General features: G+C 64.7%; 11 protein-coding genes and 1 pseudogene. 10 read left to right on the top strand and 2 right to left on the bottom strand.

Going from position 1 to position 13,611, the window contains the following annotated elements:
* Nucleotides 1-10: 10 nt before the first annotated feature.
* Nucleotides 11-925 (bottom strand): LysR family transcriptional regulator, encoded by a 915-nt coding sequence (locus FHW64_RS14305; RefSeq protein ID WP_184527204.1) that lies wholly within the window; start codon nucleotides 923-925, stop codon nucleotides 11-13.
* A gap of 105 nt (nucleotides 926-1,030) precedes the next feature.
* Here FHW64_RS14305 and FHW64_RS14300 point away from each other — a divergent pair, with 105 nt between their 5' ends.
* The 10 genes and pseudogenes from FHW64_RS14300 to FHW64_RS14260 all read left to right on the top strand — a co-directional run bounded on the left by FHW64_RS14300 (nucleotide 1,031) and on the right by FHW64_RS14260 (nucleotide 12,204).
* Nucleotides 1,031-1,999 carry a tripartite tricarboxylate transporter substrate binding protein gene (locus FHW64_RS14300; RefSeq protein ID WP_184527202.1) on the top strand — a complete coding sequence of 323 codons (969 nt, stop codon included), beginning with the start codon at nucleotides 1,031-1,033 and terminating at the stop codon, nucleotides 1,997-1,999.
* A 48-nt stretch (nucleotides 2,000-2,047) separates the two neighbouring features.
* A complete protein-coding gene (locus FHW64_RS14295; protein WP_184527200.1) occupies nucleotides 2,048-3,418 on the top strand; it encodes an MmgE/PrpD family protein in 1,371 nt (456 codons plus the stop codon).
* Nucleotides 3,419-3,445: 27 nt separating this feature from the next.
* Nucleotides 3,446-4,525, top strand: a complete 1,080-nt coding sequence (locus FHW64_RS14290; RefSeq protein ID WP_184527198.1) for an isocitrate/isopropylmalate family dehydrogenase — start codon at nucleotides 3,446-3,448, stop codon at nucleotides 4,523-4,525.
* Nucleotides 4,518-5,510 (top strand): zinc-binding dehydrogenase, encoded by a 993-nt coding sequence (locus FHW64_RS14285; RefSeq protein WP_260303821.1) that lies wholly within the window; start codon nucleotides 4,518-4,520, stop codon nucleotides 5,508-5,510. Before FHW64_RS14290 ends, FHW64_RS14285 begins: the two co-directional genes overlap by 8 nt.
* Before the next feature lie 89 nt (nucleotides 5,511-5,599).
* Nucleotides 5,600-6,361: an ABC transporter substrate-binding protein gene (locus FHW64_RS14280; protein ID WP_184527918.1), complete on the top strand. Its 762-nt coding sequence runs from the start codon at nucleotides 5,600-5,602 to the stop codon at nucleotides 6,359-6,361.
* A 43-nt stretch (nucleotides 6,362-6,404) separates the two neighbouring features.
* Nucleotides 6,405-7,382: an MBL fold metallo-hydrolase gene (locus FHW64_RS14275; RefSeq protein ID WP_184527196.1), complete on the top strand. Its 978-nt coding sequence runs from the start codon at nucleotides 6,405-6,407 to the stop codon at nucleotides 7,380-7,382.
* A 165-nt stretch (nucleotides 7,383-7,547) separates the two neighbouring features.
* Entirely contained in the window at nucleotides 7,548-9,809 is a 2,262-nt protein-coding gene (locus tag FHW64_RS14270; RefSeq protein ID WP_184527194.1) for a type I secretion system permease/ATPase, read from the top strand.
* Nucleotides 9,806-10,477 (top strand): biotin/lipoyl-binding protein, encoded by a 672-nt coding sequence (locus tag FHW64_RS14265; RefSeq protein ID WP_184527192.1) that lies wholly within the window; start codon nucleotides 9,806-9,808, stop codon nucleotides 10,475-10,477. The genes FHW64_RS14270 and FHW64_RS14265 overlap by 4 nt, the downstream gene beginning before the upstream one ends.
* Nucleotides 10,408-10,629, top strand: a pseudogene (locus FHW64_RS34835) (hypothetical protein); the annotation flags it as partial. The gene FHW64_RS14265 and the pseudogene FHW64_RS34835, both read left to right, overlap by 70 nt.
* A 21-nt stretch (nucleotides 10,630-10,650) precedes the next feature.
* Nucleotides 10,651-12,204 carry a calcium-binding protein gene (locus FHW64_RS14260; protein WP_184527190.1) on the top strand — a complete coding sequence of 518 codons (1,554 nt, stop codon included), beginning with the start codon at nucleotides 10,651-10,653 and terminating at the stop codon, nucleotides 12,202-12,204.
* 342 nt (nucleotides 12,205-12,546) lie between these two features.
* On the opposite strand, the gene FHW64_RS14255 is transcribed toward FHW64_RS14260, so the two are convergent.
* The gene (locus FHW64_RS14255; RefSeq protein ID WP_184527188.1) at nucleotides 12,547-13,599 is read right to left on the bottom strand and encodes an Ldh family oxidoreductase; all 1,053 of its coding nucleotides are present in this window, start codon (nucleotides 13,597-13,599) and stop codon (nucleotides 12,547-12,549) included.
* Between the last annotated feature and the right edge of the window lie 12 nt (nucleotides 13,600-13,611).

The following is a 13,611-nucleotide window of genomic DNA, read 5'->3' as shown; positions in this document are numbered from 1 at the left end:
CCTGCAGGCGCTACCGGCGTTTCCTGGAATTCAATGCCGCGCGACTCGCATTCGCGAGCAGTTCCGCAAAGGCCTCGGCCGCCGGCGACAGGCTGCGTCCGGCGCGCTTGATGATGCCGATGGGCCGGCTGATTGCAGGCCGCTCCAGCCGCACGCCGACCACCGAACCGGGCCTGAGCGGCAGCGTGAGTTGCGGCACGACGGCAACGCCCGTGCCGTGCTCGACGAGGTCGATCAGTGTCGAGACGTGCCGCACCTCGCAGACGGGGCGGGGCAGGGGCGGCAATTCAGCCAGGGCCTGGTCGATGAAGAGCCTGTTGCGGCTCGCCTGCGACACGCGTGCGTGCGGGTAGTCGGCGAGTTCCTCCCACCCCACCGATCTGCGCCTTGCCAGCGGATGCCCCGTGGGAACGGCGAGCACATAGGGCTCCTTCAGCAGCGGCGTGAACTCGACCTCCGGGTCCTGCATGCCGATGTAGTTGAGCGCGAAGTCCGCCTCGCCCTGCTTGACGGCGGCCAGCACCTCGTCCGCGCCTTCTTCGATGATGCGCACCAGCACGCGAGGGTGCTGCTCGCGGAAGGCGTTGATCACCGGCGGCATGAAGTGGTGGATGGTCGAGAGCACCACTCCGATGGTCACATCGCCTGCTTCCAGCTCTGCTGCGTCGCGCAGGCTCAGCACTGAGCGGTCGAGTTCTTCCATCAATCCGCGCACCTGCCCGAGGAAGCGCTGGCCGAGCGTGGTCAGGGCGACGCTGCGCGTGGTGCGGTCGAAAAGACGCACCTCCAGCATGTCTTCGAGGTGCGAGATGCGGCGGGACAAGGCGGGCTGCGACAGGTACAGCGCACGGGCCGCGGCCGCGAAGCTCTGTGTCTCGGCGACGGTGACGAAGGCCCGGAGGTCCGCGAGCGTTGGCTTGGTCATGGGAATCGATTCATGCAGAAAGTGCAATAAAGCACCAGAAAATTGCAATTTACCGCAAGGACGCGAATGACGAAGATCGCGCCACAAAACGAAGGAGACATCGATATGCAACGCCGCCATCTACTGCAGGCTGCGGCAGCCGCGCTCGCGACGCCGCACCTGGCGTTCGCGCAGAGCTATCCGACCAAGCCGATCCGCTACATCGTCCCGGTGGCTGCCGGCGGCGGCAACGACATGATCGCCCGCGTGGTCGCCGAACGCTGGGGTCGCCTGCTCGGGCAGAGCATGGTCGTCGACAACCAGAGCGGCGGTGGCGGCGTGGTCGCGAGCCAGATCACCGCGCATGCCGCGCCCGACGGCTACACCCTGATGCAGGGCTATGTGGCAACGCACGGCACCACACCCGCGACCCGCAAGGTGAGCTACGACGCGATCAAGGACTTCACGCCCATCGGGATGATCGGCGCCACGCCGAACGTTCTCACGGTCAACGCCTCGGTGCCGGCGACCACGGTCGACGAATTCATCAAGTGGTTGAAGGCGAATCCGGGCAAGGTGAGCTACGGCTCGGCCGGGGCGGGCTCGCTCACGCACCTGACGATGGAGCTCTTCAAGCAGGAGACGGGGACCATCATGGTCCACATCCCCTACCGCGGCATCGCACCCGCGATCACCGACCTGCTGGGCGGCCAGACCCAGGCCATGTTCCCCGGCTTGGCGGCGGCGCTGCCGCACCTGCGCTCAGGCCGCATGCGTGCGCTGGCGGTCACCGGCAAGGCGCGAAGCTCGCAGCTCAAGGATGTGCCGACGATGGAAGAGGTCGGCTTCAAGGGCTTCGACGCAATGCAGTGGTACGGCTCGGTCGGCCCGGCCGGCATGCCTGCGGACATCGTGCGCCGGCTCAACGAAACGCAGGTGGCGGTGCTCAAGGCCCCGGACCTCGCCGAAAAGCTGGCGAGCGAAGCGGTCGAGCCCTGGCCCATGACGCCGGAGCAATTCGGCCAGTACATCACGTCGGAGATCTCACGCTGGAGTGCGCTCGCCAAGGCGCGAGGCATCCGGCTCGACGAGTGACGTCGCACCGACATCCTTTTTCTTCAACCCGCAAACGAATCAGTTCCAGTGGCACGCAACACGCACGTTCCAGCCGACACATCGGCTCCTCCGGTCACCGCCATCCTTGCCCGCTTCGTCTCCGGCCACGCCTCGCGCGGCTGGTCGGACGCGGTGGAACGGGAGGCGCATCGCACCTTCTACAACTGGCTCGGCTGCGCAATTGGCGCGGTATATCATGAAGCAGCGACCGCAGCGCTCGGGGCGGTCCGCCTCCTGCAGCCCGCACCGCAAGCCACAATGCTCGGCAGCAAGGAAAAGCTGGACATGGCCAGCGCGGCGCTGGTCAACGGCATCACGTCGCATACCTTCGACTTCGACGACACGCACCTCAAGACCATCATCCATCCCGCCGGGCCGGTAGCCTCGGCAGTGCTCGCGCTGGCTGAGCACCGCGGCTTGAGCGGCCGGGCGGTGATCGATGCACTGGTGCTCGGCATCGACGTGGCCTGCCGCATCGGCAACACGATGTACCCGGACCACTACGACCGTGGCTGGCACATCACTGGCTCCACCGGCATGCTGGGTGCGGCCGCTGGTTGCGCGCGCCTCCTGGGCCTGGACGAGAAGAAGACCGCGATGGCGCTTGGCATCGCCGCGTCGCAGCCGGTAGGCTTTCGCGAGCAGTTCGGCACCATGACCAAGCCTTTCCATCCGGGTGGCGCCGCGCGGGCCGGTCTCATGTCCGCTCTGATGGCGAGCCAGGGCTTTACCGCCAGCGAACGTGCACTCGAAGCGCCGCGCGGCTTCGTGCAGGTGGCCTCGGACAAGCGCGCGTGGAACGAGGTGACCGATGAGCTCGGCGAGCGCTTCGAGATCTCCTTCAACACCTACAAGCCCTTTGCCTGCGGGATCGTGATCCACCCGAGCATCGATGCGTGCGTGCGTCTGCGCGAACAGGGCATCAGCGCCGATCAGGTGGAGCGCATCGAGTTGCGCGTGCACTCCCTCGTGCTGGAGCTCACCGGAAAGAAAGAGCCGAAGGACGGCCTGCAGGGCAAGTTCAGCGTCTATCACGGCTGCGCCGCGGGCCTGCTCTTCGGCCGCGCAGCGGAGGAGGAGTTCTCCGATGCAGTGGTGAACGACCCGCGCGTCGTTGCGCTGCGCAACAAGGTGCAGGCGACGGTGGACGACAGCATCGACGAAGCGGCAGTGCGCGTTGCTGCCGTGTTGACCGATGGCAGCCGCGTGGAAGTGAACGTGGACCACGCCATCGGCTCGATGGAGAACCCGCTCACCGATGCACAGCTCGAGGCCAAGTTCGCTTCGCTCGTTGTGCCGGTGCTCGGCCAGGCGCGCGCGGACGAGATCACCAGGCACTGCCGCACGCTGGCTTCGATGACCGATATCCGCACGCTCACCGCGCTGTGCGCGGGTTGAAGAGAACCCATTCCCCCGGGACCTGACGTGACACAAACCGCACCCCTCCGCATCGGCATCCTCAACGGCGACGACATCGGCCACGAGATCGTTCCCGCATCGGTCGACATCGCGCGCGCCGCTGCAGAACTGCATGGCGTGCAGATCGACTGGCACCCGCTGCCCATCGGCGCGCGCGCGCTCGAGACGCACGGGCACACGTTGCCGCCCGAGACGATGGCCACGCTCCAGACGCTCGACGGCTGGATCCTCGGGCCCATCGGCCACCGCGCCTATCCCAAGGTGCCGAACGCGATCAATCCGCACCCGATCCTGCGCAAGCAGTTCAACCTGTTCGCCAACGTGCGGCCGACGCGGTCGTACCCCGACATCGGCTGCCTGCATGACGACGTGGACCTGGTGATCGTGCGGGAGAACAACGAAGGCTTCCAGCCGGATCGCAACATGGTGGCGGGTTCAGGGGAGTTCCGCCCCACGGATGACGTGACGCTGTCGGTGCGCGTCATCACCCGCGCGGGCAGTCGCCGGGTGGCGCGCGCGGCCTTCGAGCTCGCACGTCAGCGTCGCGGGCACCTCACCTATGTGCACAAGGACACTGTCTTCAAGCTGAGCTGCGGGATGTTCGTGGAGGAGTGTCGCAAGCTCGCGGCCGAGTACCCGGACGTTCGTGTCGACGACGTGATCGTCGACACCTTCGCGATGCGGCTGGTGCGTGATCCGCAGAGCTTCGACGTGGTGGTCACGACCAACATGTTCGGCGACATCCTTTCCGACGAGGCCGCCGGTCTTGTCGGTGGGCTTGGCATGGCGCCGGGGCTGTGCATCGGCGACGGTGATGTCGCGATGGCGCAGGCCACGCATGGTTCCGCGCCCGACCTCGCAGGGCAGGGCATTGCCAACCCCTACGCGATGATCGAATCGACTCGCATGATGTTCGAGTGGCTGGGCCACAGCCGTCGCAACGAAGGCGCGGTGCGCATGGGCGCATCGATGTCGAAGGCCACCACCGCGGCGCTGGCCGATCGTCAGGCGCGCACGGGTGACATCCGGGGCACTGGCAACACGGCATCGTTCACGCGGGCCGTGCTGAAGAACCTGCATGTCTGAGGGCCCCATGCAGTCCTACTGGATGCAGATGAGCGGATCCGATGCGCTCCTGGAGCTTCGCGATGCGCCGATACCCACCCCCGGTCCGAAGCAGTTGCTGGTGCGCGTGCACGCCTCGTCGCTGAACCGGGGCGAGTTTCTGCCCGGGCACGGCAAGCCTGGCGCATGGAAGGCGATCGGCGGTGAGGGTGCCGGTGAAGTGGTTTCCGCCGGCTCAGGGGTGAGCGGCTTCAACCCAGGCGATCGCGTGATGGGACGATGCGCCGGATCGTTCGCGGAGTACGCTCTGCTGGATGCTGCCGAAGCGATCCCGATTCCGTCGAATCTCAGCTTCGAGCAGGCCGCGAGCATCCCGCTGACGTTTCTCGTCGCCTTCGACATGCTGGTCCTGCAGGGCCGTCTGAAGGCGGGAGAGTGGTTGCTGATCAACGGCATCTCATCCGGTGTCGGCGTGGCCTCGCTGCAACTCGGCAAGGCGCTCGGCGCCAAGGTGATCGGTACATCCGGCTCGGCCGAGAAGCTGGCATCGCTTCGATCGCTGGGCCTCGATCTCGCGCTGTGCACCCGACAGCCCGACTTTGCGCTGGCGGTCCTGGACGCGACCGAAGGGCAGGGTGCAAACCTCATCGTCAACACGGTCGGCGGCACGGTGTTTGCCGAAGACATCCGCGCGCTCGCTTTCGAAGGGCGCCTCGCGACGGTGGGTTATGTCGATGGCGTGGTGCATGCCGACATCGACCTTGAAGCGCTTCACGCGAAGCGTCTGACGTTGTTCGGCGTCTCGAACAGGTTGCGCTCCAAGGAGCAAAAGGCAGCGGCGGTGCCGCGCTTCATCGCCGAGGTGCTGCCGCTCTTTGCCGAAGGCCGCATCGTGCCGCGCATCGACCGCGTGATGGATTTCGCGCATCTGCCCGAAGCCAAGGCGCTCATGGAAGCAGGCGCGCATGTCGGAAAGGTCGTACTGAAAATGCCGCGCGCCACCTAGAGCGCGATTCGTTCAAAAGTGCAAGGTCAAGTCGGATGAAAAACATGTGCTCGACAAGCCGGCGCGCCATATGCAGCGCCGGCGTATTGATGCTCGCCGGCTGCGGCGCGAAGCCCCCGGCCGATCTGCGCGCGGTGCAGAGCGAACTTGCGCCCACGGGCACGCTGCGCGCGGCGATCAACTTCGGCAACCCGATCCTCGCGACGCGCGGCAAGAACGGCGAGCCGCTCGGTGTGTCGGTCGACCTGGCGCGCGAGGTCGCGAAGCGGCTGGATGTGCCGCTCGATCTGGTGCAGTTCAACTCGGCGGGCAATGTGGTCGAGGCACTGAAGGCCGGCAAGGTGGATCTCGCCTTCGTCGCAATCGACCCGGTACGGGGCGCCGACATGGACTACACCGCGCCTTACGTGATCATCGAAGGCGCCTACCTGGTACGCAAGAACTCGCCCTTGCAGCGCAACGAAGAAGTCGATCGTGTCGGCACGCGCGTGGTGGTCGGTCGCGGCAGTGCCTACGACCTGTTTCTCACGCGCGAACTCAAGTCGGCCACGTTGGTGCGCGCGCCGACCTCGCCCGCGGTGACCGACATGTTCCTCGCCCAGAACATGGAAGTGGCCGCCGGGGTGAAGCAGCAGCTCGAAGCCGACGCGCAGCGGGTCGGCAACGTGCGCTTGCTGCCCGGCCGCTTCATGGTGATCGAGCAGGCCATGGGTGTGCCGAAGGGGCGTACCTCGGCGCAGCTCTGGCTCAGCGACTTCATCGAGCAGATGAAGCGCACCGACTTCGTGGCTGCCGCGCTCAAGCGGCACGCCGTCGAAGGCGCGGCAGTCGCGCCACCGCGCGCCGGCTGACCGCAGACAAACCCGTTCTTGCAACCCTGTTGATGGAGATTCCATGAAGCGACTGAACCGACTGGCCGCCATCGGCGCCGCCCTTGCAGCCCTGGCACTGCCCGCCGTGGCGCAGAACGTGAAGGTGACGCCACTGGGCGGCATCGATGGCGAGTTCTGCCCGCAGGACCGCGCGCTGGTCTTCGAGGACCCCAACGGCACGCGCATCCTCTATGACCCGGGCCGCACAGTCGCTGGCGCATCGGACCCGCGCCTGGGCAAGATCGACATCATCCTCGTGAGCCACATGCACGGCGACCACCTGGGCAACGCGCACAACAAGGCGCCCAACTCGGGCTCCTGCGAGTCGCCGGACATGTCGGTGTCGTCGATGCCCAACTCGCTCGCGGTCGAGATCGCGCTCGCGAAGAAGTCGAAGATCGTGACCGGCAGCGAAATGCCGCCGTTCTTCGCGGCCAAGCTCAAGGCCAACGGCGGCAATCCGGCGGATTCGATCCTTGCGCGCTTCGGCGGCAGCGTGACCCTCGGCGGCGTGCGCATCGCGACGGTCACCGCGCTGCACAGCAATGGCGTCGATCCCGACTACATCGGCGGCGAGCTCGGCAAGGCAATGAAGGATGCGGGCATCGCCGGCGACGTGGGCCTTGCGACCGGCTATGTGCTGCGCTTCAGCAACGGGCTGGTGGCGTACCTTTCGGGCGACACCGGCATCGTGGCCGACCAGGAGCGTGTGGTGCGCGACTACTACCACGCCAAGCTTGCGGTCATGAACATGGGCGACGGCTTCACGACCGGGCCGTCGGAATCGGCCTTCATCATGAATGAACTGGTGAAGCCGGTCTCGGTGATCGCATCGCATGCCAATGAGGTCGGCACCGTCAACGGCAAGATTCGTCCGGGCAGCAAGACGGAGGCCTTTGTGAGGGCGGTCAAGGTGCCGACCTTCGTTCCCTTGTCGGGACGCACGATGGAGTTCAACGCCGACGGCAAGTGTGCTGCAGGTTGCGTGTCAACTGAATAGATCTGTCAGACGTCTGTCGTTTCACTTTCGGACAAAGATCAAGACCATTCTCGCCACGGCGGAAGATATATCGAAGTTGGCGCGCAATAACATCGGACCACATTGATAAAAATGTTGGCCGAACTCTCGCTCTGCGAGAGGTTGCCACCAACCAGGGAGGAGCCCATGGCGGGCGTAAATGCGGGGATTCCGGCGCTCGTCGGTTTATCGCGCGCCAATACAGATGCGCTTTTGGGGACCGGGGCGGTTGCACAAAAAGCGAACCCGGCCTTACTCGCGCTCTGCACGCTGGCGCGCATTCACCAGATCGCGGCAGACCCGGCAACGCTTGCCCATCAGTTGGGCTTGAGCCCCGGCGAAGCGATCGACACCTCGACGATCCTCCGCGCCGCACGCCATCTGGGCCTCAAAGCCAAGCGATCCCGCACGGCTGTGGACCGTTTGCCGCTCACGCCGTTGCCCGCGTTGGCGCTTCTGCGTGACGCCGAAGGGCAAGACCGCGTGGTGATCCTCGCCCAATGCGATGCGCAGCGCGTACTGATGCAGGACCCGTCCACCGCATCACCCGAGGCCTCGCGCCCAGTGATCGAGCCGATGGAAGTGTTCGCCGTGCACTGGACTGGCGAATTGATCCTCGTCACAAGCCGCGCAAGCCTCGTGGGCGAACTGGCCAAGTTCGATTTCTCCTGGTTCATCCCGAGCCTCGTCAAATACCGTCGCCTGCTCGGTGAAGTGTTGGCGATCTCGTTCGTGCTTCAGCTCTTCGCGCTGATCAGTCCGTTGTTCTTCCAGGTGGTGATGGACAAGGTGCTGGTGCATCGGGGCCTCACCACGCTCGACGTGCTGGTCATCGGCCTGGTGGTGGTCGTGGTGTTCGAGAGCGTGCTGAATGGACTTCGGTCCTACGTTTTCAGCCACACCACCAGCCGCATAGACGTCGAACTCGGCGCGCGGCTGTTCCGGCACCTCGTGCAATTGCCGCTGGCCTACTTCCAGGCGCGGCGCGTCGGCGATTCCGTGGCGCGCGTGCGCGAGCTGGAAAACATCCGCAGCTTTCTTACGGGCAACGCACTCACCGTGGTGCTCGATGTGGTGTTCTCTGTCGTCTTCGTCGCGGTAATGCTGTTCTACAGCGTGCCGCTCACGCTCATCGTGCTGGCGAGCTTGCCGCTGTATTTCGGGTTGAGCCTCGCCGTGGTGCCCGTGCTGCGTCGACGCCTGGACCAGAAGTTCGCGCGCGGCGCGGAGAACCAGGCGATGTTGGTCGAAGCCGTCAGCGGCATTCAGACAGTCAAAGCCACTGCGCTGGAGCCGGCCTTCGCACGCCGCTGGGACAACCATCTCGCCGCCTACGTCTCCGCGAGTTTCCGGACGCAGAACCTCGCGACCTGGGCGCACGAGGGCGTCAACCTCATCGGCAAGCTCGTCAACGCCGCAACCCTCTGGTACGGCGCGCATCTTGTAATGAACAACGATCTCACCGTCGGCCAGTTCGTCGCCTTCAACATGTTCGCGCAGCGCGTGGCGCAGCCGATCATGCGCATGGCGCAGTTGTGGACCGACTTTCAGCAGACGGGCATTTCGATGGCGCGGCTCGGCGACATCCTCAACACCCGCACCGAGGTGCCGCCGAGCGCGACGGCGCAGCTTCCGGCGCTCAAGGGGCGCGTGACGCTCGATGGCATCACGTTCCGCTACCGGCCCGAGGCGCCGCCGGTGCTCAATGATGTGAGTCTCGACGTGCGGCCCGGCGAAGTCATTGGCATCGTCGGTCGCTCGGGTTCGGGCAAGAGCACGCTGACCAAGCTCGTGCAGCGTCTGTACACGCCTGAGCAGGGACGATTGCTGGTCGATGGCATCGACATCAGCCTGATCGACGCGGCCCAGTTGCGGCGGCAGGTCGGTGTCGTGTTGCAGGAGAACCTGCTCTTCAACCGCAGCGTGCGCGAGAACATCGCGATCGTCGATCCGGCCGCGCCGATCGAAGTCGTGATTCAGGCCGCCCAGATGGCAGGCGCGCACGACTTCATCAGCGAGTTGCCGGAGGGATACGACACCGTCGTGGGTGAGCAGGGATCGGGCCTGTCCGGCGGCCAACGGCAGCGCATCGCAATCGCGCGGGCGTTGTTCACGCAACCTCGCATCCTGATCTTCGACGAGGCCACGAGTGCGCTCGACTACGAAAGCGAGGCGATCGTGCAGCGGAACATGGCGCGGATCTGCCAAGGGCGGACGGTGTTCATCATTGCCCATCGGCTTTCGGCGGTGCGCAATGCCAATCGCATCATCGTGATGGACAAGGGGCGGATCGTGGAGGGCGGCACGCACGAGTCGCTCCTGAAAACCCCGAAGAGCATCTATGCGCACCTGTGGGCCATGCAGGCCGGTGGACGACCGAATGGACCGAGCGAGGAAGGCGCGCAATGAGTGAACAGGAAGCGGCCAACTCGCCCAAGGTCCGGCATCCGGGCTTCGATCTGCTCGCGCGGTATCGTGCGGTCTTTCGCGCAGCTTGGCAGCATCGTCATGAACTTGCCGGGCCGAAGCGCTTGTCCGACGAAGCGGCGTTTCTTCCGGCAGCGCTGAGCTTGCAGGACACGCCGGTGCATCCGGCGCCGAGACGTCTGGCATTCGGCTTGATTGCACTGTTTTTCATCGCGCTGGCCTGGGCCATCGTCGGCAGGATCGACATCGTTGCCGTGGCGCCGGGCCGGATCATCGTGAGCGAGCGCACGAAGCTCATCCAGCCGCTGGAGCGCAGTGTGGTGCAGCGAATCCTCGTGAACGACGGTGACCACGTCGAGGCCGGACAGCCGCTGGTAGAGCTTGACCCGACCACGGCAAGCGCGGACAGAGTCAGCATCGATGAGCAGTTGAAGTCGGCCCAATCAGAGGTGCAGCGCACGCGCGCACTTCTCCAGTCGATGTCGAGCGGAGTGCGGCCAACGCTAAATGGGTCGTCCGGGCTCACGAGCGGCTGGAGCAACTCGGACACTGTCGCCGCCAACGTCCTGCTGGCATCCGAGTGGAGCGATATCAATGCCAAGCTTGCCAAGGCGGCGGCGGAGATCCCTCGGCCCTCCCATTGCGAATAGAGTTTGCAAACGGCACGTGTTGGGACGCTGACACGATCAGTTCGAAGGCCAGCGGTAGCCCCACTGAAGCGAACGATTCGCTGTTTGGGACCAACGGCTCCGACACGATCAACGGACTCGCTGGGGACGATCTGATCGATTCCGCAGATGGAGATGACGTCGTCAATGGAGGCGTGGGCACTGACACCGTTTTCGCGGGAAAGGGCAACGACGTCCTGAGTGGTGGCGAAGGTGCCGATCAACTCAACGGGGAAGACGGGGCAGACACGCTCGACGGTGGAACTGGCAACGATCAGCTGAACGGCGGCACAGGCAACAACGTGTACCTGTTTGGCAGGGGCGATGGGCAGGACATCATCACCTCGACCTACGACTCGACAGTGAACAAGCTCAGCGTGCTGCAATTCAAGGCGGGTGTGATGCCGTCGGATGTGGCTGTCAGACGTGTAGTCGATGCCGGACGCGAGAGCCTGGAATTGAGCATCGTTGGTTCGACCGACAAGATCATCGTGCGGGACTTTTTCTACTCGAACAGCCCTGGTAATCCTTACAACCCGGTCCAAGTGGTCAAGTTTGCGGATGGCACGGTCTGGAACACCGCCGAGCTTTTGGCTGCAGCATTCACTGGTACCGCGGCAGTAGATACGATCACTGGCACGAAGCTCAATGACACGATCTTTGGCCGGGACGGTGCTGACGTGCTGAATGGAGATGGTGGCGATGACACGATCTACGGTGAGGACGGAGCCGACGTGCTGAACGGAGGCGCCGGCAATGACACGCTCGACGGTGGAACTGGCAACGATCAATTGACCGGCGGCACCGGCAACAACGTGTACCTGTTTGGCAGGGGCGATGGGCAAGACGCCATCATGACGAGTTATGACTCAACGTCTGGAAGGCTCAATGTGCTGCAGTTCAAGGAAGGCGTATCGCCCTCTGAGGTGTCTGCACGATGTGTCTACGAAGGTGGCTACGAAAACCTCGAATTGAGCATTGTGGGGACGAACGACAAGATCACTGTTCGCGGTTTTTTCGACGAGAAAAATTCATACAACCCCCTTCAACTGCTCAGGTTCTCCGATGGATCGGAGTTCGACGTTGCTGCGATCACCGCCGTCGTTCTCGGGGGCACCGATGGTGCGGATCGAATCCCGGGCACAGCTGCGGCGGACACCATCAACGGCTGGGGAGAGGTCGATACCATCTATGGGCGCGCGGGCGACGACGTGCTCAGAGGGGACGGTGGCGATGACTTCCTGAGTGGGGACGATGGGGAGGACACGCTTATTGGCGGAGCCGGCAACGACACTCTATACGGCGGTGTTGGCAACGACACGTACCTGTTCGGTCGGGGCGACGGCCATGACGAGGTCCGCGATGAAGACTGGACAGTGGGGAATACTGACGTGCTGAGCTTCGGGGCTGGCATCTCGGCGGATCAGCTGTGGTTTCGCCAGGTCGGCAGTGCCCTGGAAGTGAGCATCATCGGGACGAATGACAAAGTGTCTGTTCGATTCTTTGATTTGGAATACACGGGCGCCACTCCGTTCCCCTACCACATCGAACAGTTCAAGACGAGCGACGGCAGGACTTTGCTTGATAGTCAGGTACAGAATCTGGTGAACGCAATGGCAAGCTTTGCACCGCCAGCGGCCGGACAGACGACGTTGCCGGCGAACTATCAAGCTGGTCTGAACCCAGTGATCGCCGCGAACTGGCACTAGACCTCTGGTGGATCGGTGCGTCGGCAAGGCCGACGCACGCACCCCCTCCTGAGTTGCCGGCAGGTGTGGCCGATCTGGGATCCGGGACTTGCGCCGATGGCGTATTGCCGCGTGCGACTAAGGCATAGCCTGCGTGACGCGGTGCCCAAGGTGATTCGCAATGAAATGAATGGGCGGTTGGTTGACTTCTTCGGCGAGGACCGGTTCGCGCAGACGGCGCTCTACGTCTTGAACGATCCAGCGGCCCAGCGACCTTGCTCCAGCGGGCAAGTCGATGTTCAGAAATACGGCCGCGAGTATGGCCTGGGCCGGCTATGACGAACTGATTCACGAGGCTCCCCGCTAGCCCTGCGCCGGCACCGCCACCCCGAGCGATTCGGCAAGCCCTGAAAGCGAGCGCCAGATCGCCGGGGCCATCTCCAGGTGCCTCGCGTTGCGCTCGCGGTTCTGTGCTTCGTACTCTCCCGGGTACTGCACGCGGTCAAAGCCGGGCGCGGGCGGCGTGTCGTGCAGGTAGTTGAGAAAGCCTTCAACCTCGGCACTCTTCCATTCGAGCCCGAACTCCATCGCGGGATCGATCAACACCGCGAACATGTTGTTGACCGCCATGCCGTCGCGCGGGTTCTCCGGCTGGATGGTGCCGCCGCCGGAGAGCACCCCCGCAAGCAACTCCGCCACCACGCCCAGCGCATAGCCCTTGTGCGCGCCGAAAGGCAGGATCGCGCCGGGCGGGTCGGCGAACATGACCGAGGCATCGGTGGTTGGGAGGCCGTCCGCATCGATGATGCTGCCCTCGGGCAGCGGCTCGCCTTTCTCGGCCGCGACACGCGTCTTGTTGAAGGCGACTGCGCTGGTCGCCATGTCGACCACCAGCGGCGGGCGGCCGTTCGGCATCGGTCCGGCGAAGCACACCGGGTTGGTCGTCAGGCGCGCGACCTTGCCACCGTAGGGTGCGACCATCGGCGGGCGGTTGATCACGTTGGTGAAGCTCAGGAGCACATAGCCGGCCGCCGCCGCCATCTCGCCGTAGTGCCCCATGCGCCCGAGATGGTGAGACTTCCGGATGGTCAGGATGCAGTGGCCGGTCTGCTTCACGCGCTCGATGCCGGCCTGCATCACGACCTTGCCGACATGCTGGCCGAAGCCGCCGTGACCGTCGTACATCAGCAGGCCGCCACGGTCCGCGATGCATTCCGCGCGCGCATCGCCATGCAAGTGGCCGCCCTGCATCGACTTGCGGTAGCTGGGAAGGATGGAGAGCCCGTGGCTGGTGTAGCCGCAGCGGTCGGATTCGACGAGGTGCTCCGCCACATCCGCCGCGATGTCGTCCGGCACGCCCTGCGCCACGAGGATCTGCGTGCCCAGTGCGCGCGCGTCGTCGAGGGTGATCTTCATTTCGTTCACTCC

This window comes from Variovorax sp. Sphag1AA, from assembly GCF_014192575.1.
Lineage (GTDB): Bacteria > Pseudomonadota > Gammaproteobacteria > Burkholderiales > Burkholderiaceae_C > Variovorax.
The sequence above is the reverse complement of the archived record's forward strand: the minus strand, read 5'-3'. Positions and strand labels throughout refer to the sequence as shown.

What these genes read in the sequence shown, in the direction of transcription:
- FHW64_RS14300 (WP_184527202.1), top strand. Translation starts at nt 1,031, where the DNA reads ATGCAACGCCGCCATCTACTGCAGGCTGCGGCAGCCGCGCTCGCGACG.
- FHW64_RS14275 (WP_184527196.1), top strand. Translation starts at nt 6,405, where the DNA reads ATGAAGCGACTGAACCGACTGGCCGCCATCGGCGCCGCCCTTGCAGCC.
- FHW64_RS14265 (WP_184527192.1), top strand. Translation starts at nt 9,806, where the DNA reads ATGAGTGAACAGGAAGCGGCCAACTCGCCCAAGGTCCGGCATCCGGGC.
- FHW64_RS14280 (WP_184527918.1), top strand. Translation starts at nt 5,600, where the DNA reads ATGCTCGCCGGCTGCGGCGCGAAGCCCCCGGCCGATCTGCGCGCGGTG.
- FHW64_RS14255 (WP_184527188.1), bottom strand. Translation starts at nt 13,599, where the DNA reads ATGAAGATCACCCTCGACGACGCGCGCGCACTGGGCACGCAGATCCTC.
- FHW64_RS14305 (WP_184527204.1), bottom strand. Translation starts at nt 925, where the DNA reads ATGACCAAGCCAACGCTCGCGGACCTCCGGGCCTTCGTCACCGTCGCC.
- FHW64_RS14285 (WP_260303821.1), top strand. Translation starts at nt 4,518, where the DNA reads ATGTCTGAGGGCCCCATGCAGTCCTACTGGATGCAGATGAGCGGATCC.
- FHW64_RS14270 (WP_184527194.1), top strand. Translation starts at nt 7,548, where the DNA reads ATGGCGGGCGTAAATGCGGGGATTCCGGCGCTCGTCGGTTTATCGCGC.